The following is a 21,970-nucleotide window of genomic DNA, read 5'->3' as shown; positions in this document are numbered from 1 at the left end:
CTCTGCCCATTATCAGTGGTTGCCCGAGCGTATCGCCACGGTCGCGATGCCGGCACCGATCAGGAGCGTTCCGCCAGCCTTGTTGAACAGGCCGATCGCACGCGGATTGCTGACCACCGAACGGGCACGCGAGGCGATCAGCGCGTAGCCCAATGCATTGGCGAAGGCGAGCGTGATGAAGGTTGCCTCGAAGATCAGCATCTGTGTCCAGAAATCGGCCTTGGCGTCGAGAAACTGCGGCAGGAAGGCGACGAAGAAGGTGATGCTCTTCGGGTTGAGAGCTGTCACCAGCCAGGCATGGCCGAGCATCTTCAAGGCCGAGGCAGCATCCTTGCGGGGTTCGGCATTCAGGCTGCCGCCGGCGCGGAAGAGTTTCACGCCGAGATAGACGAGATAGGCTGCGCCAACCCATTTCAGCGCGGTGAACACAGTCGCCGAGGCTGCCAGCAAAGCGCCGACCCCGAGCATCGAGAGCGTCATTGCGGTGAAATCGCCGAGCGCGACGCCGACTGCCATCGGGAAGGCGGTGCGCCAGCCCTGGCCCAGGGCATAGGACATCACGAGCAGGATCGTGGGGCCCGGGATAACGAGCAGGACGGCGGTTGCGGCCGCGAAGGCGGCCCAGGCTTCGAAGGTCATGGCGAGGCTCCCGAGGTTGCAGCCCGAGCAATCCCGAGGCGCGAGACTTTGTAAAGAGGCCGCCGCAGCCTCAGCCGCCGCGGCCGCTACGAGGCGCGTAATGCGGCCTCAGCGACGAGCGCTCGAGATGAATTTGCACATCGCCGCGCGGGTGCCGCCTTCCTCCGCGATCTGTCCCGGCTGCACGGTGAAGACGATGTCGACCCGCGTACCCTTGCCGCTCGGGCGTGCGGTCACGCGAAGCGTTTGCGGGCGGCCGGATCCGGTCACTTCCTGGAGGGCGGAAATCGTGCCGAGTGATTTGTCGACCTGGATGCCGTCGAAGCCGTCGGCCGCCACGGCCCTGGCAAGCGCGGGCAGCACCACGGCCGGCGCCCGGTTGGGGATGAGATCCCAGGTCCGGTAGGTGAGGGCGGTGAGCATCGGAACACCGGCCGATTTGAAGTTGCTGGCGCAGGGTTGGGCCTGAGCTTGAGCCTGGGACAGGCCGACAAACAGGGAGGCTGCCGCAAGGGCGATCAATTTCGGCGCAGCGTAAGGCATCTCGCAATCCGTATTCAAAAGGGGGGACGCGACAACTACCGCCCTGCAATCTGCCTGTCACCTTCAGCGCGAACCCTGCGTAAACTTTCCACCGGAACGAGCGGCCCGGCGTCTACCGTCCTACGGGGCTGCGGGTCAGCTGCGACAACCAGGGCCCAATAGGCGCGGTACTGAGTGCGTGGGTCCTTTGCCAGCGCAATGCCGAAGCGCGTCGCCTCGGGCATGCGCAAATTCGCGTCATGTCCCGACGATTGACGCCACCCCGCAAAAGCCTCCTCGGTTGAATAGTAGCCGCCTCCCAGATTCTCGGCTGCACGGCCCGTATTCAGCCCGGCCGCGTGCACGCGGGCCGTGAAGTTGCCGCCGACATCGTGCGAGAGCGCGTTGCCGGCGACCATCGCGTCGGCCTGGCGCTGGGCCATCGCCGTCAACGCGGGGTCGAGCCGCACGGGGCCGAGGCCGAGACTGGCGCGATAGTTGTTCAGGATTCGCGTTGCTGCGGCGCGGTCGACCTGTACCGCGGCCAGCTTCTCGGCGGATTTCGGATTGATGGGGCCCGTGCGCAGTGGTTCGGTGGCGCAGCCAGCGGTCAGGAGGGCGGTGGCGAGAAGGGCGGCAGCAGCGGTTCGGGTCATGCGATCAGGACGATTCTGTTGTTGATCGGGTCAGATCAGCTAGCGGTCAATCGCGGCGAGATTGCCACCATGCGTCCGCAATCTTGACTTTCGCCACATTCTGACGCTTTAACCCCAGCATTCGTTTCGCCGACATCGACGAGACCGCATCCGCCGACCGGGCCGCTCGCATGAGCCATGAGAGCCCGGAGGTCAACGCCCGACAGCGCGTCTGCGCCCTCGGGCGCGAAACCGCTTGGGGGTGATGTCCGTTCTGTTGGATGAAAGAGCCGTACAAAACCGACAAGGGGCCGCATGTTCGGCACATTGAGCGACAGACTCTCCGGCATCCTCTCGGGCCTGACCCGCAGGGGCTCGCTGACCGAGGACGACGTCAACGCAGCCCTGCGCGAGGTTCGCCGCGCGCTGCTGGAGGCGGATGTCGCGCTCGAGGTCGTGCGCAGTTTCACCGACAAGGTACGTGAGCGCGCGGTCGGCGCCGAGGTTCTGAAATCGGTCACGCCCGGCCAGCAGGTCATCAAGATCGTCAACGACGTCCTGATCGACACCCTTGGCGGCGAGGGCGAAGGCATCACGCTCGATTCGGTGCCGCCGGTGCCGATCCTGATGGTCGGCCTGCAGGGCTCGGGCAAGACGACCTCGACCGCCAAGATCGCCAAGCGCCTCAGCGACCGGCACAAGAAGCGGGTGCTGATGGCCTCGCTCGACACGCGCCGCCCCGCTGCCATGGAGCAGTTGGCTATCCTCGGCCAGCAGGTCGGTGTTGATACGCTGCCCATCGTCGCCGGCCAGTCGGCCGTCCAGATCGCGCGCCGCGCGATCGAGGCCGGCAAGCTCGGCGGCTTCGATGTCGTCATGCTCGACACCGCCGGTCGCGTCACGCTCGACGAGGCGCTGATGGCGGAAGTCGCCGATGTGAAGGCTGCGACGAACCCGCATGAGGTGCTGCTCGTCGCCGACGCGCTGACCGGCCAGGACGCGGTCAATACGGCGCGTGCCTTCGACGCGCGCGTTGGGCTCACCGGCATCGTGCTGACCCGTATGGATGGCGATTCGCGCGGTGGCGCGGCGCTCTCGATGCGTGCCGTCACCGGTAAGCCGATCAAGCTGGTCGGCACGGGCGAAAAGACCGATGCCCTCGAGGATTTCCATCCCTCGCGGGTCGCCAATCGTATCCTCGGCATGGGCGACATCGTTTCGCTCGTCGAGAAGGCGGCCGAGACGATCGATGCCGAGCAGGCGCAGGCCGTCGCCCAGCGCATGGCAAAGGGCAATTTCGATCTCTCCGACATGCGCACGCAGTTGCAGCAGATGGAGAAGATGGGCGGGCTCGGCGGCATCATGGGTATGCTGCCCGGGATGAAGCAGGCTCAGAGCCAGCTCGCCAGTTCTGGCGTGGGCGACCAGATGTTCAAGCGCATGATCGCGGCGATCGACTCGATGACGCCGGCCGAACGCAAGAACCCCGACCTTCTCAAGAACAGCCGCAAGAAGCGCATCGCGGCAGGGTCAGGTACCTCGGCAGAGTCGATCAACAAGTTGCTCAAGATGCACCGCGGTATGGCCGACGCAATGAAGGCGATGTCGAAGCAGAAGGGCGGCATGCTCGGCAAGCTTGGCCAGATGTTCGGCATGGGCGGCGGCGGATTGCCGCCGGGCATGCCTGATCCGTCCAAGATGGACCCGGCCCAGCTCGCGGATCTGCAGAAGCAGCTCGGCGCTGGCGGCGGGCTGCCTTCGCTGCCGCCGGGCGGTTTCCCCGGCCTGCCCAAGGGCGTGACGCCGCCCGCCGGCATGATGCCGAAACTGCCCGGATTGGGCGGCCTGCCTGGTCTCGGCGGCAATCCGTTCGGCGGGAAGAAGAAGTGATCCCCGTCCTCGAGACCGAGCGCCTGGTGATGCGCGGCTGGGCCAAGGGCGATTTCGATCGCGTGGCCGCGTTCCTGGGCGACGAGCAGCTGACCCGTTTCGTCGGTGGCGCCAGCGGGCGCGAGGATTCGTGGCGTCGCTTTGCCAGCATGGCCGGCCATTGGTCCCTGCTGGGTTTCGGTCTCTGGGCCCTCGAGGCCAAGGAAGACAGCCGGCTCGTCGGCTGGTGTGGGCTGCTCTCGCCGGAAGGCTGGCCCGAGCCGGAGATCGGCTGGAGCCTTTTCGCCGGTGAGCATGGGCGCGGCTACGCGACCGAAGCTGCGCTGCGCGCTCGTGACTATGCCTATCGTGACTTGGGTTGGACGACGCTGATGAGCTTCATCCACCCCGACAATCGACCCTCGATCCAGGTTGCCGAGCGTCTCGGCGCCAGATTCGAGAAACCCTTCGTGATCCGTGGCTGGGAGGTCGGCATCTACCGGCATCCGGCTGCCGAGCCTGCGAAACAGAAGCCTGCAAACCTGAACTGACTGGAGATTATCATGTCCCTGAAGATCCGCCTCACCCGCGGCGGCGCCAAGAAGCGCCCCTATTACCGCATCGTCGTCGCTGACGCCCGTTCGCCGCGCGATGGCCGCTTCATCGAGAAGATCGGCGCCTATGATCCGATGAAGGCGAAGGATTCGCCGGAGCGCGTCGTGCTCGACCTCGAGAAGGCCAAGGCCTGGCTCGCCAAGGGCGCCCAGCCGACCGATCGCGTCCTGCGTTTCCTCGACGCTGCTGGCCTGCTGAAGCGTCCGGCCCGCAACAACCCGGCGAAGGCCGTTCCCGGCGAGAAGGCCAAGGAGCGCGCCGAGAAGAAGGCCGAGAAGGCCGCTGCTCCGGCTGAAGCTGCTGAGTGAACCTTTTGAGACGCGGCCGCCTTTCGGGGCGGCCGCGCCGATTTCTTCCTTTACTCCTTGGTGATTATGGGTTCCGGGCTGCTCGCTTCGCGGTGACCCGGAATGGCGTTTGATGGCTGATAACGAACTCGTCCTGCTCGGCATCGTCGGGGCGCCGCATGGCGTCAAAGGCGAGGTGCGGATCAAGGCCTTCACGGCCGATCCGCTCGATATCGCGGCCTATGGCGCGCTGATCGACGATCACGGCCGCCGTTTCGAAATCGCGGAGATCAGGCCCGCCAAGGAAGTGGTCATTGCCCGCCTGAAGGGCGTGACCAGCCGCGAGGCGGCCGAAACCCTGACTGGGCTCAAGCTCCATACCGAGCGAGCAAACCTGCCGCCGGCCGATGATGAGGACGAGTTCCTCCAGGCCGATCTGGTCGGCTGTTCCGTGGTCGGGCCGCAAGGCGAGCCTCTCGGCGAGGTCACGTCCGTCGACAATTATGGCGCCGGCGACCTGCTTGACATCCGCACTCCGGATGGCCGCTCCGTGCTGATGCCGTTCACCAAGGCCTTCACACCCCGAATCGACATTGCAGCGCGACGCATCGAAGCGGACCCTCCGGCCGGATTGTTTGAGGATGTCGATGACAAGTGAGACCTCGATCCGCGCCCTGATCTTCGACATGGATGGCACCATCGTCGACAACATGCGCTTCCACGATGATGCCTGGGAGGCGTGGCACAAGACCGAGAACCTCGCCTTCGACCGGGCAAGCTTCTTCAGCCGCACCGCCGGCAAGGCCAATCTCGAAATCCTTTCTGCCTATTTCCCAGAGGCTGAGGATGCTGAGCTCGAAGCGCGCGGCCTGCGCAAGGAAGAACTCTATCGCGCGGCCTATCGCCCCCATGTCGCGGCGTTGTCGGGGCTGCTCGATCTGATGGCGCGAGCCGAGACTGCCGGGATTCCGATGGCGGTCGCTTCCGCTGCGCCGCCGGCCAATATCGACCTCGTGCTCGATACGCTTGGTCTGCGCTCGCGCTTCGCCACGATCGTCTCCCCATCGCAGGGGTTTCGGGGCAAGCCGCATCCCGACATGTTCCTGGCGGCCGCCGAGCGCATGGGCGTGGTTCCCGAAAGCTGCCTCGTCTTCGAGGACGCGCCGCTGGGCGTCGAGGCCGCGAAGCGTGCCGGCATGCGGGCCGTCGCGATCCTGACGATGCTCGAGGCGGGGGCCTTCTCCGGCTTCGACAATGTCATCGGCAGTGCCAGGGATTTCGCAGCGCTGGACGGGCATCCGTCGCTGCGCTTTGCTTCGGCATGAGCTTTCGCGCCTCGATCCTGACCCTCTATCCCGAGATGTTTCCCGGCCCGCTCGGTGCTTCCCTGGCGGGGGAGGGATTGCGCAAGGGATTGTGGCAGCTCGATACCCACCAGATCCGCGACCACGGCATCGGCCGTCATCGCAATGTCGACGACAACCCGGCTGGCGGCGGTGCTGGCATGGTGCTGCGCTGCGACGTGCTGGCAGCTGCGATCGATGCGGCGGTTCCGGTCGACGATCCAAGACCGCGCCTGCTGATGTCCCCGCGCGGGCGCAGGCTGGATCAGCGCCAGGTCCGCGATTGGGTGGCCGGCGATGGCGTCGTCATCGTCTGCGGGCGCTTCGAGGGCGTGGATGAACGGGTGATCGAGGGGCGCGGCCTGACCGAGGTCTCGATCGGCGACTACATCCTCTCCGGCGGCGAGATGGCGGCGATGGTGCTGCTGGATGCTTGCGTGCGCCTGATTCCCGGCGTGATGGGCAAGGAAGCCTCCGGTTCGGAGGAGAGTTTCGAGAACGGCCTGCTCGAATATCCGCACTATACGCGCCCGCGCGAGTGGGAGGGCAGGGGGCTGCCCGAGGCGCTGCTGTCGGGAGACCACGCTCGCATCGCCCGCTGGCGGCGCGAGCAGGCTGAGGCGATCACGCGCGAAAGGCGGCCGGACCTGCTTTCGGGCCGCAGATCTCAGGGATAGGCCGTCACCGGCAACTGCTCGGCCAGCCAACCCTTGTCGCCGGGATTGCCGAGCAGGCCGCCGCGGACATCGACAATGTCACGCCAGCCGCGGCCGGCGAGCTTGCGCTGCAGCGAGCTGCTGCGGTTTCCAGTACGGCAGATCAGCGCGATGGTCTTGCCGGGATTCTCGAGCCGTAGCGCGGCAAGCCGCGCCTCGAAGGCGCTGGCCTCCATATCCAACCTGATGGCGCCGACCGGCACGCCGGTATCGGCCCATTCCTCTGGTGTCCGGATATCGACGAGAATCAGCGTGCCGGCCTTGGCTCCGTCATAGGCCTGCCGCACGGAGAGCGACGGAGGCCCAGATTGCGCCACGGCCGCCCCCGCGAGGAGCGGGGCGGCCGTCAGGATCAGAAAGGAGCGGCGGTTCATGCCGCAAGCGCTAGCCGAGTGGCGCGCCCGCGGCAATTCACGATCGCTGGCTCAGCGCAGCTCGGCGCAGAAGCGCTGGATGCGGCGGCAGGCTTCTTCCAGCTTCTCGTCCGAGGTGGCGTAGGAGATGCGGAAATTGGGCCCAAGGCCGAAGGAGGAGCCGTGGACGGCCGCGACGGCTTCCGTCTCGAGCAGGCCCATGACGAGGTCTTCGTCGGTCTCGATCACCTTGCCGTTCGGCAGCTTCTTGCCAATCAGCGCCGAGCAATCGGGATAGACGTAGAACGCGCCTTCCGGCGTCGGGCACTTGAGGCCGCGCGTCTGGTTCAGCATCGAGACCACGAGATCGCGGCGACGCTCGAAGGCCTTCCGGAAGACCGGAATGTGCTCCTGCGTACCGTCGAGCGCCTCGACCGCCGCCCATTGCGAAATCGCCGAGGTGCCGGAGGTCTGCTGGCCCTGGACGAGGTCCATGGCGTTCATCAGATGCTGCGGGCCGGCAGCGTAGCCGATGCGCCAGCCGGTCATGGCGTAGGATTTCGAGACGCCGTTCATGGTCAGCGTGCGCTCGTAGAGACCGGGTTCGACCTGAGCGGGCGTGACGAACTGGAAGTCGCCATAGACCAGGTGCTCGTACATGTCGTCGGTCAGCACCCAGACATGAGGATGGCGCATCAGGACATCCGTGAGCTTCTTCATCTCGGCATGGCTATAGGCGGCGCCCGACGGGTTCGAAGGCGAGTTCAGGATGACCCACTTGGTCCTGGGGGTGATCGCTTTCTCGAGATCCTCCGGCTGGAGCTTGAACTCGTTCTCGATGCGGGTCTCGGCGAAGGTCGGCGTGCCGCCGCAGAGCGCAACCATCTCGGGATAGCTGACCCAGTAGGGCGAGATGCAGACGACCTCGTCGCCGGGGTTCAGGGTGGCGAGGAGCGCGTTGTAGATGACATGCTTGCCGCCGGTGGAGACGATCGTCTGGCTCGGCTTGTAGTCGAGGCCGTTCTCGCGCTTCAGCTTGCGGGTAATCGCCTCGCGCAGCTGCGGAATGCCGGAGACCGGCGTGTACTTCGTCTCGCCGCGCCTGATCGCGGCGATGGCGGCTTCCTTGATATTATCGGGCGTGTCGAAGTCCGGCTCGCCGACCGAAAGCGAGATCACGTCCTTGCCCTGGGCTTTCAGATCGCGCGCCTTCTGCGTGATGGTGATGGTCGCGGACGGCTTCACGCGCTTCAGGGCATCGGCAAGAAAGGCCATGATCGATCTCCGGCGGAGCTTTCGGATAGCGCCACATGGCGCGCGCGTGGTTTAGGGCGCGCGAGCCGGCACCGCAAGCAAGAGTGCGTCATGGCTGGCAGCAGCAATGTGAATGATGCGCCTCGCACGGGCTGGCGAGGGAGGGCCACGCCCATCAGTGCCATCCCGGCCCGAAAGGTGCATGGTGCCGGACGCCCCTTTGGGGGCGCAACCAGTGACCAGCGCGGAGTGTCGCGCAGAAGGCATCACGTGAAACTCAGGATCGGCTACGAGCTCGATTACGACTTTCCGCAACCAACCCCCATGATCCTGATGCTGCATGTGCATTTCAGCCGGGTGTCCGAGCTGGACGAGCCTGACCACATGCGCCTGGATCCACCGGTCCGCGTCAGCGCTTATCGCGACGGTTTCGGCAATTGGTGCAGCCGGCTGGTGGCGCCGCAAGGGCGCGTGCGAATCTCGGCCGATGCCGTGATCAACGACAGCGGACTGCCTGAAACGCTCCGCCACGACGCAGGGCAGGTCCCGGTCGAGCTGTTGCCGGAGGAGTGCCTGGTCTTTCTGCTCGCCAGTCGCTTCTGCGACAGCGACCGCTTGCTCGATCTGGCCTGGCAGCTCTTCGGCCATGTGCTGCCGGGCGCGCCGCGTGTGCAGGCGATCTGCGACTTCGTGCACCAGCGCATCGCCTTCGACTACAATGATGCGAGCGTGACGCGGACGGCGTCGGAGGCCTATCGCGAGGGGCGTGGCGTTTGCCGCGACTATGCGCATCTCGCGATCGCGTTCTGCCGGGCGATGAACATCCCGGCGCGTTATTGCACGTGCTATCTCGGCGACGTCGGCACGCCTCCCCCGTTTCCGCCGGGCGATTTCGCAGCGTCCTTCGAGGCTTACCTGAGCAGTGGCTGGGAGATGTTCGACCCGCGCAATAACGTGCCGCGGATCGGCCGGGTGCTGATCGCGCGCGGCCGCGACGCGGCTGATGTCGCCATCACGACCACCTTCGGGCCGAACACGCTGGTCGGTTTCAGGGTCTGGACCGACGAAGTCATCGAGGCCTGACGAGCAGGTCCCCGGAGCTATTCGTCGAAGAGCCGGGCTGCGCCCTGCTTCTTCGCCCGGACGGGCTTCTGCTGAGGCAGCTCCTGTGCCGCTGCCTCAGCACTGCTGGAGCCAGCCGCCAGTGCCCCGGCCTTGGCTGATGCGGGCTGAGCGGAGGCTGCCGACGGCGCAGTGAGTTTCGCCGCCGCCTCCGGTTCGATCGTCCTGAAGCGTATCATCTGTGTCCTGTCGGCGGTGCGTTGCGGTCGGGAAAAGCCGGCCCTGCGAGGCAGGGCAGCGGCTGCCGGCGCCTCACTTCTTCTTTTGCGGAGCCGCGGCCTTTGCGACCACGGCAGCGAAGGTCGAAGGGGCCGCTGCCGAGACCTTCGGCTTGTCCTTCTTCGGCTTCTTGGCTTCGCGGTTGCCGCGTTGTTCACCCTTTGCCATCGTCTCATTCCTCGCTTCGAGGGGCGCGGGCTGCGCCCCTTCTCAGGTCAACGGGCAGATCGGCAGTCCTGGTCGGATACCGACATACTCGGAGTGGTTGCGCGAAAGCGGCGCTGTGCAGTGAAACTCGTGCTGTCTTCGGTCATTCTGCGGCCGGCTTTCGGCTGCCGCGGTCGGCCCGGGCGGTAGCCGGACTCTGTCACATCGAAGCAGAGTTCGAGCCTAGGCCAGCGCCGGCCGAAGTGCACGCGGTTTCTCGGGATATCTCGCGTCGCCCGGTTGATGCCTGGGCGACATCATCATGCGCCTCCGCCATGCGCCGGCGCCGCGTAATCGTTGCGACGCTTCCCGTGCTCCAGCGCGGACGGCCCCAGCAGGGAAAGCCGCGACGATTCAGCCGCCGGGCGATATCGCCGGGATCGTCGATGCCGACCTCGACGAGTTGATCGATCAGCGCCCCGGCTGCTGCGAGGAAGATGGCGTAGAGTTCCCTTTCAAGTCGCCGGTCCATCGGCCGTTGCAGGTTCTTTCGGTCGGCCGCTTCAACGGTCGAGATGTGGTCCCAAAGGGAATGGCCGGTGTCATGAAGCAAGCGGCCGGGCTTGCGCCCGGCCGAAGCAGATACGGCATCGTCAGACTGGATCAGGATCAGCGTACTCCCATGCCGAAGCTGGGCTCGACCGCGTTGGGCGAGAGCATCACCGCGTTGGGATGGCCGCCCTCGAACATGGCGAAGCGGACCGCATCCTTCTTCTCGCGAAAAATGCCTTCAGACTGGCCTTCGAGGTCGCGGGCGACCCAGAAACCGTGCTTCGACTGCCCGACAAGGAAGAGATGGCTCGCTCCTTCGAGCGGCTGGACCGGCGTGGATTGTCCCATGTCGCAGCGCTCAATTCGGCAGGAACAGCCAGGCGCGCAGGCCGATGAAGCCGGCGGCCGCGAGCGCAAAGCAGGCCAGTGCAGCAAGCTCTGCCGCGAGCAGGCCGGTCGCCGGCCGCTTCTTCGCCACAGTGCGATAGACCGCGCGGGCGCGGCGCTGGTGAGAGGTATGGGCGTAGGCGGTATCAGTCGTCATCTCGACCTCCATCGATGGTCGAGATGTAGGTCCGCTCCCGCTAAGCTTGCGATGTGGAAGACGCGCTGCCGCATAAGGCCGGCATAAAGCCGTCCTTGCATGCCCTGCCGTTCCCTGCGATGCGCTGACCCCCATGGAACCAAGCCCCAGCACCATCGCGATCTATGTCGATGCCGACGCCTGTCCGGTGAAGCCGGAGGTGTATCGCGTGGCCGAGCGGCATGGGCTCAAGGTCTTCGTTGTCGCCAACAGCTTCATGATGGTGCCGCGGGAGAGCTGGATCGAACGGGTGATCGTATCCGACGGGTTCGATGCTGCCGATAACTGGATTGCCGAGCGGGTGGCGCGCGGTGCGATCGTCATCACCTCCGACATCCCGCTTGCCGATCGCTGCATCAAGGCCGGAGCCGATGTCATCGGGCCGACAGGCAAACCCTTCACCGAAGCCTCGATCGGCATGGCGCTGGCGACGCGCGACATGATGGAGGATCTGCGTGCCGCCGGGGCGGTGACCGGCGGGCCGAAACCCTTCTCGCAGAAGGACCGGTCAGCCTTCCTGCAGGCACTCGACGTCGCGGTGCAGCGGCTGAAGCGGGCGGGGTTCGGCGAGTAGGGCCTGGCGACCGAGCTGAAACCGCGTGCCATTCCGGCCCGGCCGAGACAGAGGCAGCCTTCAAATATCCTCGAAGTCGCCGCCACGCCCCTTGCCGCCGGCGAAGCGTCCGGCTCCGGCCGCACCGTCCTTGACGATGGTCTCGACGGCTCCAGCCCATTCCCGCGCCAGCGCCTCGCGGACGCCGAGGCCGTGCCCGGCAATCGCGTTGCGGCGGTCGGCCAGCATGGCGCCCTGTGGGAAGCGGACGATCTGCTGCGCCATTGCCTCGGCGGCGGCGCGGGCTTCTCCGCGCGGGACCACTGTCTCGCAGAGCCCGATCCGCAGGGCTTCGTCGGCTGCGACCTTGCGCCCGGTCATGATGATCTCGAGCGCACGGCCCTGGCCGACAAGGCGGGGCAGGCGCACCGTGCCGCCGTCGATCAACGGGATACCCCAGCGCCGACAATAGACGCCGAAATAGGCGTCCTGGGCCATGATCCGGACATCGCACCAAAGTGCGAGTTCCATCCCGCCAGCGACGGCCGGGCCCTCGATGGCGGCAATCACGGGCTTGCCCATCTCCAGCCGCGAGGGGCCCATCGGGCCGCGTGGGGCCGGGCCACCGCCGTGGGGAAAAGCCAGTCCCTCGACGATCTCCGTGCGGAAGCGCTCTGCATCGGTGAAGGCCTGCGCATATTTCAGGTCCCAGCCGGCGCAGAAGGCGCCGCCTTCGCCCCAGAACACGATCGCGCCGGTTTCAGGATCGGCGTCGAGTTCGCGGAAGGCGGCCGTCAGCGCTTCGGCGCTGTCGGGATCCATCGCGTTGCGGGCCTCGATGCGGCTGTGGATGACGGTCGCGACCTTACCGTCGCGTTCGATGCGGATGGTCATGGGCGGCTCGTTCCCCGTTGCTCGCTGAGCGCAGGCTACAGCCTCCCGCGGCGCCGGCACCTGCCGCTGGACGCATGGCGCCTTTGCCCGTAATTCTCGCGGCAAGCCCAGTCTCCAAATCGGGCACCCCGGAGGACTTTCATGTCGCTGACCCGCCGCACCACGCTCGGCATCATTGCCGGTGCCGCCTTTGCTCCGGCCATCGTTCGGGCGCAGACGTTTCCGTCGAAGCCGATCACGCTGGTCGTTCCCTATCCGGCGGGTGGACCGACCGACGCCATTGCCCGCTTCGTCGCGCAGGATCTCTCGACCTCGATCGGCCAGAACGTGCTGGTCGACAACCGTGCCGGTGCATCGGGGGCGGTTGGCACGCGCGCCGTGGCCAAGGCGGAACCGGACGGCTACACCTTCATCTTCGGCAACAACCAGACGCATGGGAACAACATGTTCCTGCTGAAGGAGCCCGGCTACGATGCGGTGAAGGATTTTGCGCCGCTCTGCGGCGTGGGCGCCTTCGAGCACGCCTTCGTCGTCCGCAACGACCTGCCGGCCAAGACCATTGCCGAGCTGATCGCGCTGGCCAAGGCGGATCCCGACAAGCTGAACTACGGCTCCACCGGCGTCGGCTCCGGCTCGCATCTGGCGATGGAGCTGTTCATGCAGCGCACCGGCATCAAGATGACGCATGTGCCCTTCCGCGGCGCCGCGCCGCTGGTGCAGGAGATCATCGGCGGGCGCATCGACATCGCCAATTCGACGCTGCCGAGCGTGCTGGAGCAGATCAACGCCGGCAGCATGCGCGCGCTGGCTTTGGCGAGCCCGGAGCGGAATCCGCGCGCCAAGGATATCCCCACCCTGCGCGAGCAGGGGGTCAGCAATGCCGACGCCGATTCCTGGGCGGCATTCTTCGCACCTGCCGCGGTTCCGCAACCGATCCTGGACACGTTCTCGAAGGCAGTCATGGCCTCGATCGCCAAGCCTGCCATAACCGAGGCGATCCTCAAGCTCGGCTTCACACTGAAGGTGCGCGATCCCGCCGCGTTCAAGCCCTATCACCTCCAGGAGATCGCGACCTGGAAGCAGATCATCGCCGATGCCGGCGTGAAGCCGGAATAACCGGCGTTATCGTTCAGTCCGCCTCCGTCATTCCGGGCATGTGGCCTGGCCGCTCGAGCCCCGAATCCGTCGTGCATCCCATGACGGATCCGGGCTGGCGGCGTCGCTGTCGCCGGATCGACGCGCGTGACTCTGCCCGAGATCATTGAACACCGGAGCGTCGTCATGAATCTGATGCCACTTCTCGCCACCCGCCGCGATGCAGGAAAGCCCGTACGCGTCGCACTGATCGGGGCCGGAAAGTTCGGCTCGATGTTCCTGTCGCAGGTGCCCCATATTGCGGGGCTGGAGGTCGCTGTCATTGCCGATCTCGATCCCGAGCGGGCGAAGCGCGCGTGCCGGCAGGTCGGCTGGGACGAGGCCCGCATCGAGGCGACCCGCTATGTCGCGGACGGCGCCGAGGCGGCTGCGATGGACGGTATCGAGGTCGTCATCGAGGCAACCGGCCATCCGGCCGCCGGCGCACACCATGCACTGGCGGCGATCACCGCCGGCAAGCATGTGGTGATGGTCAATGTCGAGGCTGACGTGCTGGTCGGCCCGGTGCTCGCGACCCGTGCTCGGGCCGCGGGCGTGGTCTATTCCATGGCCTATGGCGACCAGCCGGCGCTTGTCTCGGAGATGGTCGACTGGGCGCGTGCGACCGGATTCACGGTTGCCGCGGCTGGCAAGGGCACGAAATATCTGCCGGCCTACCATCAGGTCACGCCGGACGATGTCTGGACCCATTACGGGCTGACGCCCGAGGCGGCCAAGGCGGCGGGCATGAACCCGCAAATGTTCAACTCCTTCCTCGATGGAACGAAGTCGGCGATAGAGATGGCGGCGATCGCCAATGCCTGCGGGCTCGACGTGCCGGAGGCCGGCCTCGCGTTCCCGCCCGTCGGCGTCGACGACCTTGCCCATGTGCTGCGGCCGAAGGCGGTCGGGGGGCAACTCGATCGCGACGGCATGGTCGAAGTGGTGTCTTCGCTCGAGCGTAACGGGCGGCCTGTGTTTCGCGACCTGCGCTGGGGCGTCTATGTCGTGCTGAAGGCGCCGAACGACTACGCCGCGGCCTGCTTCAAGCAATACGGCCTGCCGACCGATTCCACCGGCCAATATGCGGCGATGTACAAGCCGTTCCACCTGATCGGGTTGGAGCTTTCGATGTCGGTCCTCAACGCGGCCCTGCGCGGCGAGCCGACCGGCAGCACCCGCGAGTGGCGCGGAGACGCTGCTGCGGTGGCCAAGCGTGACCTCAAGGCCGGCGAGATGCTGGACGGGGAGGGCGGATACACGGTCTATGGCCGCTTGATGCCGGCGCGGGCGAGCCGCGAAGTCCGCGCCCTGCCGATCGGGCTCGCGCATGGCGTCAAGCTCGAACGGGATGTCGCGGCCGGCCAGGCCGTGACCAGCGACGACGTCGCGCTCGACGAGACCCAGGCGATCGTTTCACTTCGGCGTGAGCTCGAAGCAACCGAGTGGTGATTCCGCGCGTTTTGCCTCACTGACGTTCCGCTACGACAGGGAGAGTTCCATGCGCCACAGCGTTCTTGCCGCCTGCTTCAGCGCCACGCTTTCAGTCCTGGCACTGTCGGCGACGGCCGATGCCCAGCAGCGCTTCCCATCGAGCGCGGGCGAGCTGGTCGTCGAGACGGTGGCGAGCGGTCTGGAGCATCCCTGGGGCCTCGCCTTCCTGCCTGACGGGCGCATGCTCGTGACCGAAAGGCCGGGCCGGTTGCGGCTGGTTTCCGCCGCGGGCGAGATTTCGCGGCCGATCGCGGGTGTGCCGAGCGTCATGGCACGCGGGCAGGGCGGGCTGCTCGATGTCGCGCTCGATCCGCAATTTGCCCATAACCGGCAGATCTATCTCTCCTTCGCGGAGCCGCGCGCCAATGGAAACGGCACCAGCGTCGCGCGCGGGCGTCTCAATGCGGGCGGCACCGCGCTCGAAGGGATGAGCGTGATCTTCCGGCAGATGCCGACGATCAACAGCAACATGCATTTCGGCTCGCGATTGGTCTTCGACCGGACGGGCGCGCTGTTCGTCACGGTGGGCGACCGCTTCAGCCAGCGCGATCAGGCGCAGAACCCGGGCAATCACCTTGGCAAGGTCCTGCGGATCAGCCCGGAGGGAAAGGCGGCGGCGGGCAATCCAAAAAAGGAGGGCTGGCAACCGGAGATCTGGTCGATCGGCCACCGCAACGTGCAGGGCGCGACGCTGCATCCAGAGACCGGGCAACTCTGGACCGCAGAGCACGGCGCGCGCGGCGGCGACGAGATCAACACGCCGAAGGCCGGGCTCAACTATGGCTGGCCGGTGATCACCTACGGGATCGACTATTCCGGCGCGAAGATCGGTGAGGGCACATCGAAACCCGGTATGGAGCAGCCGCTGTTCTACTGGGACCCGTCGATCGCGCCGTCCGGCGCGACCTTCTATACCGGGCAAATCTGGCCGGCCTGGAAAAACTCTCTCTTCGTTGGCGCCCTTGCCGGGCAGATGCTGATCCGCCTCTCGACACAGGGCGAGACGGTCACCGGCGAGGAGAGGCTGTTGACCACGCTCAGCGAGCGCATTCGTGACGTCAGGCAAGGCCCCGACGGTTATCTCTACCTGCTGAGCGATGATGCCAACGGCAAGATCCTGCGGGTCAGGCCGGCGCGGTAAGCGCCGGAGCGGGCGCGTCAGGGACCGCAATCCCATTCGTTCTCGATGACGAAGGCATTGCGCGTCGAGAGCTGACCGCGCGTGTCATAGAGATCCCCGACATAATAGGACGTACCGGCGTCGTCGCGGGCGTTGCGCTTGACCTGCAGCGACCAGCCGTAACCGACATGTTTTCCGCCGCGCCAGGTTGGGTGGACGTCGCCTGTGCTGGCGGAGGCGAGGATCCTGGCGCGGTCGTCGCTCGGGCTGCAGGTCGGGCCGGCGAGCGCCGGCGTCGAGAGGCTCAAGATGGATAGGGCGACGAGGATCGCTTTCTTCACGGCAGTCTTCCTAGGTGGTCGGGGTGATACGGTCATCCCGGCCGCAGCGAAGCTGAAGGCCGGAAACCATTCTTGAGCCCGGCACCGACCCGACGTGCCGGACGGCAGCGCTATGGCGGCGTGTCCGGAATGACATACGGCAGGCAGTGCGCCGGCAGCTCAGGTGATGTCCGCCAGCCGGGTGTCGAGCGACAGCACCAGGCACCAATGCGGTTCGAAGTCGGCGCCCAGCGGCCAGATCTGCTCCTTGAAGATATCGAGCATCCGAGCCTGATAGCGCTCGAACCAGTGCTGCTCGCAGAGCACGAATTTGGTGGCGCCGACAATCGTCTCACGGTCGATGATGCAGAGCGGCACAATCTGAGGGTGTGCATCGAGATAGGCCTGCACCGCGACCATCAACGTCGGGTAGCCGGGATGCAGCATGTCATCGAGAACGATCAGCCCGCCATCGGCCAGGCAGGCGGTGGCGAGTGCGAGATCTCTGGCGAGCGCCACGCGGGAATGCTCGCCGTCGATGTGGATGAGACGCAGCTTCGCGTCGCCGGTGTGCTTCAGCAGGTCGACTGGCGCCATCGCTCCCGCATCGCCCTTGATCGTGACGCGCCGCTCGGGGCCGATGCCGTGCTTCAGGCAATTCGCCTCGAAGCGTTGCTCAACCTCCGGATTCGGCCACTCGAAGATATCGATGCCGAGAGCGACCTCGCCCGGCTCGAGCGCATGGGCGAGAGCGATGAAGAAGCGTCCCTCGAAGGCGCCGATCTCGGCAACCGGGCCATGCAGCCCTTCCTCGGTTTGCAGGCGCAGCAGCCGCGCGCAGATCGCCGCGGCAAAGCGGGACGACATGCCGACGACTCCGTCATAGCCATTGGCGAGATAGGCGGAGACCGCGGGATGTCCGGGCGAAGGGAGATTGGCCATCCTGCTTACGCCTTGCCCTGGAAGATGAAGAAGGCACCGGCCGCAATCAGCGCGAAACCGATCGCATGGTTCCGGCCGAGCGGCTCCTTGAGCCAGAGCACGGAAAAGCCGGCGAAGACGGTGAGGGGGATGACCTCCTGCATCGTCTTCAGCTCGGCGGCGGAATAGACCGCATTGCCGATGCGGTTGGCAGGGACGGCGAGCATGTATTCCGGCAGTGCAATCATCCAGCTGGCGAGGATGGCGAGCCAGATCGCGGTGCTCTTGTAGCTGAGATGGCCATACCAGGAGAAGGTCTTGAAGACATTCGAGCCGACAAGCATGGCGGTCGGCAGGAGATGGGCGGTGGAGAGGGTTGGCATGGGGATTGGCGGTCCGAGGCTGTGTCTACAGAAAGCCTAACCAGCGTGCGGGGTTCCCGATAGAGCCGGTTCAGCCGTAGCGCAGCTTCATGGTCAGGATGGTGAGGACCAGCACCAATGTCACGGCATTGGCGCCGATCAGCGGCCAGGACATCAGCAGGAGCCCGTAGACCAGCCAGAGAATAATGCCGAGCGCGAAGAATATCTGCGTCCAGAGCGAAATCGCGCGTGTGTCCCGGGTCCGGATCGTGTGCCAGGCCTGGGGCAGCCAGCACAGGGTCGTCAGCGCGGCTGCGGTGAAGCCGAGGAGCTCGGTTGTGGCGACAGGCATGGGCGGCATCGCCTCGAATCAGGTCAGGCCCCTGCCATAGCCGTCTTTTGCGACTTTTGCGCGCAGTTCGCGCATGGTTAATCTCCTTTAACCATTCGGCCCTAGTTTTGCGTCATTCCTTGGGTTTCGGTGGGTTCATGCGCGCATTCAAACTGGCTTTTCCGCTCATCCTCTTCGCGTCCGGCGCCCAGGCGGACTTCCAGTCCTGCATTGCCGGCCTGCGTTCGGAGGCTGCAGCGAAAGGCGTGTCCGGCGCCACCTTCGACCGGGCCATGGCGGGCGTCACGCCCGACATGAAGGTGATCGAGGCGATGAACAACCAGCCGGAGTTCAAGACTCCGATCTGGGATTATCTCGGCACGCTGGTCGATGAGGAGAAGGTGGCGGAGGGGCGCAACATGCTGCGTCAGCATGCCTCGACCCTCGCCGCGGCCGAGCAGCGTTTTGGCGTCGACCGCCATGCCATCGTCGCGGTCTGGGGCGTCGAGAGCGATTTCGGCAAGGCGCGCGGAAAGATGCCCCTCGTCCAGGCGCTCTCGACCGGCGCCTGTCTCGCACCGCGTCGCAACGCGTTCTTCAAGGGTGAGCTGATCGCGACGCTGCAGATCATCCAGCGCGGCGATGTCCGGGCCGACCGCCTGATGGGTTCCTGGGCCGGCGCCTTCGGCCACACCCAGTTCATCCCCTCGACCTATATGCGGCTCGCCGTCGATGGCGATGGCGATGGACGGCGCGATCTCGTCGACTCGATTCCCGACGCACTACATTCGACCGCCAACTTCATGGCCAAGGCCGGCTGGGTGACTGGCGCGACCTGGGGTTACGAGGTGCGCGTCCCCAACGGCTATTCCGGTCCGACCGGGCGCAATCCGAAGCAGCCGCTCTCATCCTGGGCTGCACGCGGGATCGTCAAATATGACGGCTCGGGACTGTCCGGCTCGGGCAATGCCGGGTTGCTGATGCCGGCCGGCCGCAATGGTCCGGCTTTCCTGGTCTTCAAGAACTATGACGCGGCCTACAGCTATAACGGTGCGGATTCCTACGCACTTGCCATATCGCTGCTCTCGGACCGCATCCGCGGCCGGCCGGGAATCCAGGCTGACTGGCCGACCGACGATCCGCCGCTCTCGCGCGAGCAGCGTCGCGAATTGCAGCGCCTGCTGAGCGCGCGGGGTTACAATGTCGGCGAGCCGGACGGCGCCGTCGGTTCGCTGACCAGGGCCGCCATCAAGGAAATCGAATCGCAGATCGGCATGCCGCAGACCGGCCGGCCGGGCGCCAAGGTGTTGCGCGCGCTCAAGGGTGGACGGGGATGACGATGTTGGATCCGAAGCGCCGGCTGATATCCACCGGTTCGCCGTTCGAGCTCGCCTTCGGCTATTCGCGGGCGGTGGTCGATGGCGACCTCGTCTTCGTCTCGGGCACGACTGGCTATGACTATGTCACCATGACGATGCCGGAGGATCCGGCGGAACAGGCGCGCAACATCTTCCGGACGCTGGACGCGGTCCTGACCGAAGCGGGCTCTGCACTCGCCAACGTCGTGCGCGCGCAGTATTTCGTCACGGATCGCAGCTATTGCGAACCGGTTCTCACCGTCTGCGGCGAAATCTTCGGGCAGATCCGGCCAGCGGCCGGCATCTATGTCGTATCCGGGCTACTGAAGCCCGAGATGAAGATCGAGATCGAAATTACGGCCCGGCTGCGCGGTTAGTCGGGACGGCGCGCTTCAGATGCCCAGGAAGCGCCTGACAGGCTCTGGTCCGTCCGACGCCGTCAGGCGCGTCCACGGGCCGGATGCTTCGACGCGGCCATTCCTAACGAAGGCAAAAAGGTCGGCATGGCCGGCCGCCTCTTCCGGCGTGTGCAGCGTCATCAGCACGGTGAGGCCGTGTTCGCGGCGCAGCGCATCGACGCGCTCGATCATCTCGCGGCGTAGCCCGGGGTCGAGTGCGCCGAACGGTTCGTCGAGCAACATCAGCGGTTTGCCGCGCAGGAGGGCGCGGGCGAGGGCGACGCGCTGACGCTGACCGCCCGAGAGTTCCGCCGGTCGGCGGGCTGCGAAGCCGGCGAGATCGACCGCGGCCAGCGCAGCTGCCACGCGCTCGCGCTCGGAGGCGTCGAGCCGCAGTGACGGTTTCAGTCCAAGCGCGACGTTTTCAGCTGCCGTGAGGTGCGGGAAGAGATTGTGATCCTGGAACAGGATCGAGACTGGTCGTCTGGCTGGTGCGAGCGGCAGCAGATCTGCGCCGGCAAAGCGGAGGGTTCCGGCCGCAGGCTGTTCGAAGCCGGCGATGGCATGGAGCAGCGTGGTCTTGCCGCCGCCTGACGGGCCGATGACGGCGCAGAGCGCGCCCGCTGGAATGACGAGGTCGTAGCGCGCCTCGAATCCGGGATAGTTGAGGGACAGGCCCGCCAGCTCAAGCATGACGCGCACTCCAGTGCTCGGTCAGGTAGGCGAGCCCCCCGGCGGAAAGCACCAGCACGAGCGCCAGCGCTCCCGCTTCATCCATGCGATAGGCGCCGAGGCGGTTCGCCAGCAGGTAGGGCAAGGTGGTGAGCTCGCCGCCACCGAACAGAGCAATGACGCCGAAATCGCCGAGCGAGAGCGCCGTGGCAAAGGCGAATGCGGCCGCCAGCGGTGCGCGCAGGGCTGGCCATTCGACGAGACGCAGCCGGGTCCAGCCGGCAATGCCGAGGCTCTCTGCCAGTCTTCCATGGCGCTCGGCGCTGGTCGCGAGTGGCGGTGCCAGCAGCCGATAGGCATAGGGCAGCGCCATCAGGGCGTTGACGAGCGGCACAAGCAGCAGACCGAGCATTGCGGGATCGGCGAGGTTGCGGGTCAGGACGTACAGCCCTGCCACGAAGGCGAAGGGCGGCAGGCCAAGCATGGTGAAGGCGGCAAGGTCGGGAAGTCCCGGGCGCGGCCGGCGTCCGCGCGCGGCGCTGGCGAGCAGTACGGCAAACAGGCAGGCGAGGAGGCCAGCGCCAAGCGCGATCGCCGCGCTCGTCGCGGCAGCCGATGCGAATTCGGCGGTCGCGAGCATCGGTACGGCTGTGAGGCCGCTTGCGATGCTGAGGAGAGGCGGTGCGATCCATGCCGTCGCCAGAATGAGAACAAGGCAGTCCAGCCGCCGCAGGGAAGGGGCGAGGATATCGGGGCGCACCGCATGGCGCTCGGCACTTGCCTCGTCGCGGGCCGCCGGCGCGAGTGCGGCGAGCGCAGTCGCAAGTCCGAGGCAGAGCACAAGCTGGAGGCTGGCGAGAGCGGCCGCGCGGGCGAAATCGGCCTCGAAACGGACCGCTTCGTAGATCGCGACTTCCAGCGTCGCATTGGCAGGCCCGCCACCGAGCGAGAGCACGACGGCAAAGCTCGTGAAGCAGAGCAGAAAGACGAAGGTGGCTAGCGCCGGGGCTTCGCGCCGGATCACGGGCCAGTCGAGATGCCGGAAACAATCGGCGGCGGAGAAGCCGAGTGCCGACGCCAGGCGCCTCCGCTCGCCCGGTTCGCGGCCGAAGGCCTGAAGCAGCGTGCGCGTCACCAGCGGCGTATTCATCAGCACATGCGCGATCAGGATACCCTGGAGCCCGTAGATCGCCGGCGGTTCAGCACCGACGGCACGCGCCAGGTCGCCGAGCAACCCGGAACGGCCATAGATCGCGATGACGCCGAAGACGATCACGATCGTCGGTGCGACGGCGGCGGCGGTCAGCACGGCGAGCAGGAGGTTGCGGCTTGGGAAGCGGCGGCGCAGCAAGGCAAGCGCCAGTGCCGTGCCCAGCAGAAGCGAGAGCAGCATCGACAGGCCCGCCTGGACGGTCGCTCCTGCGACGAGGCGAGCGAGATAGGGGCCGAGCGACGACAGGGCCGCGACGTCGCCGCCGGCTCGCGCCAGCCCGGCGAGCGAGGCGCCGGCGAGCGCAAGGATGGCAAGCGCAGTGAGCGTGGCCGGGCGGAGCAAGG

General features: G+C 66.4%; 30 protein-coding genes. 13 read left to right on the top strand and 17 right to left on the bottom strand.

Annotation, left to right across the window (positions count from 1 at the left end; translation table 11 throughout):
- Window positions 1-12: 12 nt before the first annotated feature.
- The 3 genes from AC1DW9_RS01315 to AC1DW9_RS01305 form a co-directional block, all read right to left on the bottom strand.
- A complete protein-coding gene (locus tag AC1DW9_RS01315) occupies window positions 13-639 on the bottom strand; it encodes a LysE family translocator (RefSeq protein ID WP_441505238.1) in 627 nt (208 codons plus the stop codon).
- A 108-nt stretch (window positions 640-747) separates the two neighbouring features.
- Window positions 748-1,182, bottom strand: coding sequence for a hypothetical protein (locus tag AC1DW9_RS01310; RefSeq protein ID WP_441505239.1), 435 nt, complete (start codon window positions 1,180-1,182; stop codon window positions 748-750).
- A 35-nt stretch (window positions 1,183-1,217) separates the two neighbouring features.
- The gene (locus AC1DW9_RS01305) at window positions 1,218-1,817 is read right to left on the bottom strand and encodes a CAP domain-containing protein (RefSeq protein WP_441505240.1); all 600 of its coding nucleotides are present in this window, start codon (window positions 1,815-1,817) and stop codon (window positions 1,218-1,220) included.
- Between the two features lie 294 nt (window positions 1,818-2,111).
- On the opposite strand from AC1DW9_RS01305, the gene ffh reads away from it, so the two are divergent.
- The 6 genes from ffh (at window position 2,112) to trmD (ending at window position 6,587) form a co-directional block, all read left to right on the top strand.
- A complete protein-coding gene (ffh, locus tag AC1DW9_RS01300; RefSeq protein ID WP_441489442.1) occupies window positions 2,112-3,686 on the top strand; it encodes a signal recognition particle protein in 1,575 nt (524 codons plus the stop codon).
- Complete coding sequence (locus AC1DW9_RS01295; protein ID WP_441489441.1) at window positions 3,683-4,216, top strand: GNAT family N-acetyltransferase; 534 nt, start codon at window positions 3,683-3,685, stop codon at window positions 4,214-4,216. The genes ffh and AC1DW9_RS01295 overlap by 4 nt, the downstream gene beginning before the upstream one ends.
- A gap of 12 nt (window positions 4,217-4,228) precedes the next feature.
- Window positions 4,229-4,588, top strand: a complete 360-nt coding sequence (gene rpsP / locus AC1DW9_RS01290) for a 30S ribosomal protein S16 (protein ID WP_043233545.1) — start codon at window positions 4,229-4,231, stop codon at window positions 4,586-4,588.
- A 112-nt stretch (window positions 4,589-4,700) separates the two neighbouring features.
- Window positions 4,701-5,225 (top strand): ribosome maturation factor RimM, encoded by a 525-nt coding sequence (rimM, locus tag AC1DW9_RS01285; RefSeq protein ID WP_441505241.1) that lies wholly within the window; start codon window positions 4,701-4,703, stop codon window positions 5,223-5,225.
- Window positions 5,209-5,892 (top strand): HAD family hydrolase, encoded by a 684-nt coding sequence (locus tag AC1DW9_RS01280; protein ID WP_441489439.1) that lies wholly within the window; start codon window positions 5,209-5,211, stop codon window positions 5,890-5,892. Before rimM ends, AC1DW9_RS01280 begins: the two co-directional genes overlap by 17 nt.
- On the top strand, window positions 5,889-6,587 hold the full coding sequence (trmD, locus tag AC1DW9_RS01275; protein WP_441489438.1) for a tRNA (guanosine(37)-N1)-methyltransferase TrmD: 699 nt from the start codon (window positions 5,889-5,891) through the stop codon (window positions 6,585-6,587). The genes AC1DW9_RS01280 and trmD overlap by 4 nt, the downstream gene beginning before the upstream one ends.
- Here trmD and AC1DW9_RS01270 read toward each other — a convergent pair.
- Entirely contained in the window at window positions 6,578-7,000 is a 423-nt protein-coding gene (locus tag AC1DW9_RS01270) for a rhodanese-like domain-containing protein (protein WP_441489437.1), read from the bottom strand. The genes trmD and AC1DW9_RS01270 overlap by 10 nt on opposite strands.
- Before the next feature lie 51 nt (window positions 7,001-7,051).
- Complete coding sequence (locus AC1DW9_RS01265; RefSeq protein ID WP_069879692.1) at window positions 7,052-8,254, bottom strand: pyridoxal phosphate-dependent aminotransferase; 1,203 nt, start codon at window positions 8,252-8,254, stop codon at window positions 7,052-7,054.
- Window positions 8,255-8,503: 249 nt separating this feature from the next.
- Here AC1DW9_RS01265 and AC1DW9_RS01260 point away from each other — a divergent pair, with 249 nt between their 5' ends.
- Window positions 8,504-9,316 carry a transglutaminase-like domain-containing protein gene (locus tag AC1DW9_RS01260; protein ID WP_441505244.1) on the top strand — a complete coding sequence of 271 codons (813 nt, stop codon included), beginning with the start codon at window positions 8,504-8,506 and terminating at the stop codon, window positions 9,314-9,316.
- Window positions 9,317-9,333: 17 nt separating this feature from the next.
- On the opposite strand, the gene AC1DW9_RS01255 is transcribed toward AC1DW9_RS01260, so the two are convergent.
- From AC1DW9_RS01255 to AC1DW9_RS01235, 5 genes are all read right to left on the bottom strand, one after another.
- Window positions 9,334-9,534: a hypothetical protein gene (locus tag AC1DW9_RS01255; protein ID WP_441505245.1), complete on the bottom strand. Its 201-nt coding sequence runs from the start codon at window positions 9,532-9,534 to the stop codon at window positions 9,334-9,336.
- A 73-nt stretch (window positions 9,535-9,607) separates the two neighbouring features.
- Entirely contained in the window at window positions 9,608-9,742 is a 135-nt protein-coding gene (locus AC1DW9_RS01250; RefSeq protein ID WP_280114129.1) for a hypothetical protein, read from the bottom strand.
- 199 nt (window positions 9,743-9,941) lie between these two features.
- A complete protein-coding gene (locus AC1DW9_RS01245; RefSeq protein WP_476768539.1) occupies window positions 9,942-10,253 on the bottom strand; it encodes a hypothetical protein in 312 nt (103 codons plus the stop codon).
- A gap of 137 nt (window positions 10,254-10,390) precedes the next feature.
- The gene (locus tag AC1DW9_RS01240) at window positions 10,391-10,621 is read right to left on the bottom strand and encodes a hypothetical protein (protein ID WP_441489434.1); all 231 of its coding nucleotides are present in this window, start codon (window positions 10,619-10,621) and stop codon (window positions 10,391-10,393) included.
- A gap of 10 nt (window positions 10,622-10,631) precedes the next feature.
- Window positions 10,632-10,817 (bottom strand): hypothetical protein, encoded by a 186-nt coding sequence (locus tag AC1DW9_RS01235; protein ID WP_441489433.1) that lies wholly within the window; start codon window positions 10,815-10,817, stop codon window positions 10,632-10,634.
- A 133-nt stretch (window positions 10,818-10,950) separates the two neighbouring features.
- Here AC1DW9_RS01235 and AC1DW9_RS01230 point away from each other — a divergent pair, with 133 nt between their 5' ends.
- Entirely contained in the window at window positions 10,951-11,430 is a 480-nt protein-coding gene (locus tag AC1DW9_RS01230) for a YaiI/YqxD family protein (RefSeq protein WP_476775167.1), read from the top strand.
- Between the two features lie 60 nt (window positions 11,431-11,490).
- Here the strand turns inward: AC1DW9_RS01230 and AC1DW9_RS01225 are convergent, their stop codons facing one another.
- On the bottom strand, window positions 11,491-12,303 hold the full coding sequence (locus AC1DW9_RS01225; RefSeq protein WP_476775166.1) for a crotonase/enoyl-CoA hydratase family protein: 813 nt from the start codon (window positions 12,301-12,303) through the stop codon (window positions 11,491-11,493).
- Window positions 12,304-12,444: 141 nt separating this feature from the next.
- Between AC1DW9_RS01225 and AC1DW9_RS01220 the strand changes: the two genes are divergently transcribed.
- From AC1DW9_RS01220 to AC1DW9_RS01210, 3 genes are all read left to right on the top strand, one after another.
- Window positions 12,445-13,419 carry a Bug family tripartite tricarboxylate transporter substrate binding protein gene (locus AC1DW9_RS01220; protein ID WP_476775165.1) on the top strand — a complete coding sequence of 325 codons (975 nt, stop codon included), beginning with the start codon at window positions 12,445-12,447 and terminating at the stop codon, window positions 13,417-13,419.
- A 165-nt stretch (window positions 13,420-13,584) separates the two neighbouring features.
- Window positions 13,585-14,889, top strand: a complete 1,305-nt coding sequence (locus AC1DW9_RS01215; RefSeq protein WP_476775164.1) for an NAD(P)H-dependent oxidoreductase — start codon at window positions 13,585-13,587, stop codon at window positions 14,887-14,889.
- 49 nt (window positions 14,890-14,938) lie between these two features.
- Window positions 14,939-16,072: a PQQ-dependent sugar dehydrogenase gene (locus AC1DW9_RS01210; protein ID WP_476775163.1), complete on the top strand. Its 1,134-nt coding sequence runs from the start codon at window positions 14,939-14,941 to the stop codon at window positions 16,070-16,072.
- Window positions 16,073-16,089: 17 nt separating this feature from the next.
- Here AC1DW9_RS01210 and AC1DW9_RS01205 read toward each other — a convergent pair whose 3' ends face one another.
- The 4 genes from AC1DW9_RS01205 to AC1DW9_RS01190 all read right to left on the bottom strand — a co-directional run bounded on the left by AC1DW9_RS01205 (window position 16,090) and on the right by AC1DW9_RS01190 (window position 18,006).
- On the bottom strand, window positions 16,090-16,392 hold the full coding sequence (locus AC1DW9_RS01205; RefSeq protein WP_069879702.1) for a hypothetical protein: 303 nt from the start codon (window positions 16,390-16,392) through the stop codon (window positions 16,090-16,092).
- A 159-nt stretch (window positions 16,393-16,551) separates the two neighbouring features.
- Window positions 16,552-17,313, bottom strand: coding sequence for a class I SAM-dependent methyltransferase (locus AC1DW9_RS01200; RefSeq protein ID WP_441489428.1), 762 nt, complete (start codon window positions 17,311-17,313; stop codon window positions 16,552-16,554).
- Between the two features lie 5 nt (window positions 17,314-17,318).
- The gene (locus AC1DW9_RS01195; RefSeq protein WP_476775162.1) at window positions 17,319-17,675 is read right to left on the bottom strand and encodes a DMT family protein; all 357 of its coding nucleotides are present in this window, start codon (window positions 17,673-17,675) and stop codon (window positions 17,319-17,321) included.
- A 70-nt stretch (window positions 17,676-17,745) separates the two neighbouring features.
- Window positions 17,746-18,006 (bottom strand): SemiSWEET family sugar transporter, encoded by a 261-nt coding sequence (locus tag AC1DW9_RS01190; RefSeq protein WP_476775161.1) that lies wholly within the window; start codon window positions 18,004-18,006, stop codon window positions 17,746-17,748.
- 137 nt (window positions 18,007-18,143) lie between these two features.
- Between AC1DW9_RS01190 and AC1DW9_RS01185 the strand changes: the two genes are divergently transcribed.
- On the top strand, window positions 18,144-19,322 hold the full coding sequence (locus AC1DW9_RS01185) for a lytic murein transglycosylase (RefSeq protein WP_476775160.1): 1,179 nt from the start codon (window positions 18,144-18,146) through the stop codon (window positions 19,320-19,322).
- Window positions 19,319-19,720 (top strand): RidA family protein, encoded by a 402-nt coding sequence (locus tag AC1DW9_RS01180; RefSeq protein ID WP_441489424.1) that lies wholly within the window; start codon window positions 19,319-19,321, stop codon window positions 19,718-19,720. The genes AC1DW9_RS01185 and AC1DW9_RS01180 overlap by 4 nt, the downstream gene beginning before the upstream one ends.
- A 15-nt stretch (window positions 19,721-19,735) precedes the next feature.
- Here the strand turns inward: AC1DW9_RS01180 and AC1DW9_RS01175 are convergent, their stop codons facing one another.
- Entirely contained in the window at window positions 19,736-20,434 is a 699-nt protein-coding gene (locus tag AC1DW9_RS01175) for a thiamine ABC transporter ATP-binding protein (RefSeq protein WP_441505257.1), read from the bottom strand.
- Window positions 20,427-21,968 (bottom strand): ABC transporter permease family protein, encoded by a 1,542-nt coding sequence (locus AC1DW9_RS01170; RefSeq protein ID WP_441505258.1) that lies wholly within the window; start codon window positions 21,966-21,968, stop codon window positions 20,427-20,429. Before AC1DW9_RS01170 ends, AC1DW9_RS01175 begins: the two co-directional genes overlap by 8 nt.
- Between the last annotated feature and the right edge of the window lie 2 nt (window positions 21,969-21,970).

The sequence above is a fragment of the Allobosea sp. P4_E12 genome (genome assembly GCF_056401655.1).
The sequence above is the reverse complement of the archived record's forward strand: the minus strand, read 5'-3'. Positions and strand labels throughout refer to the sequence as shown.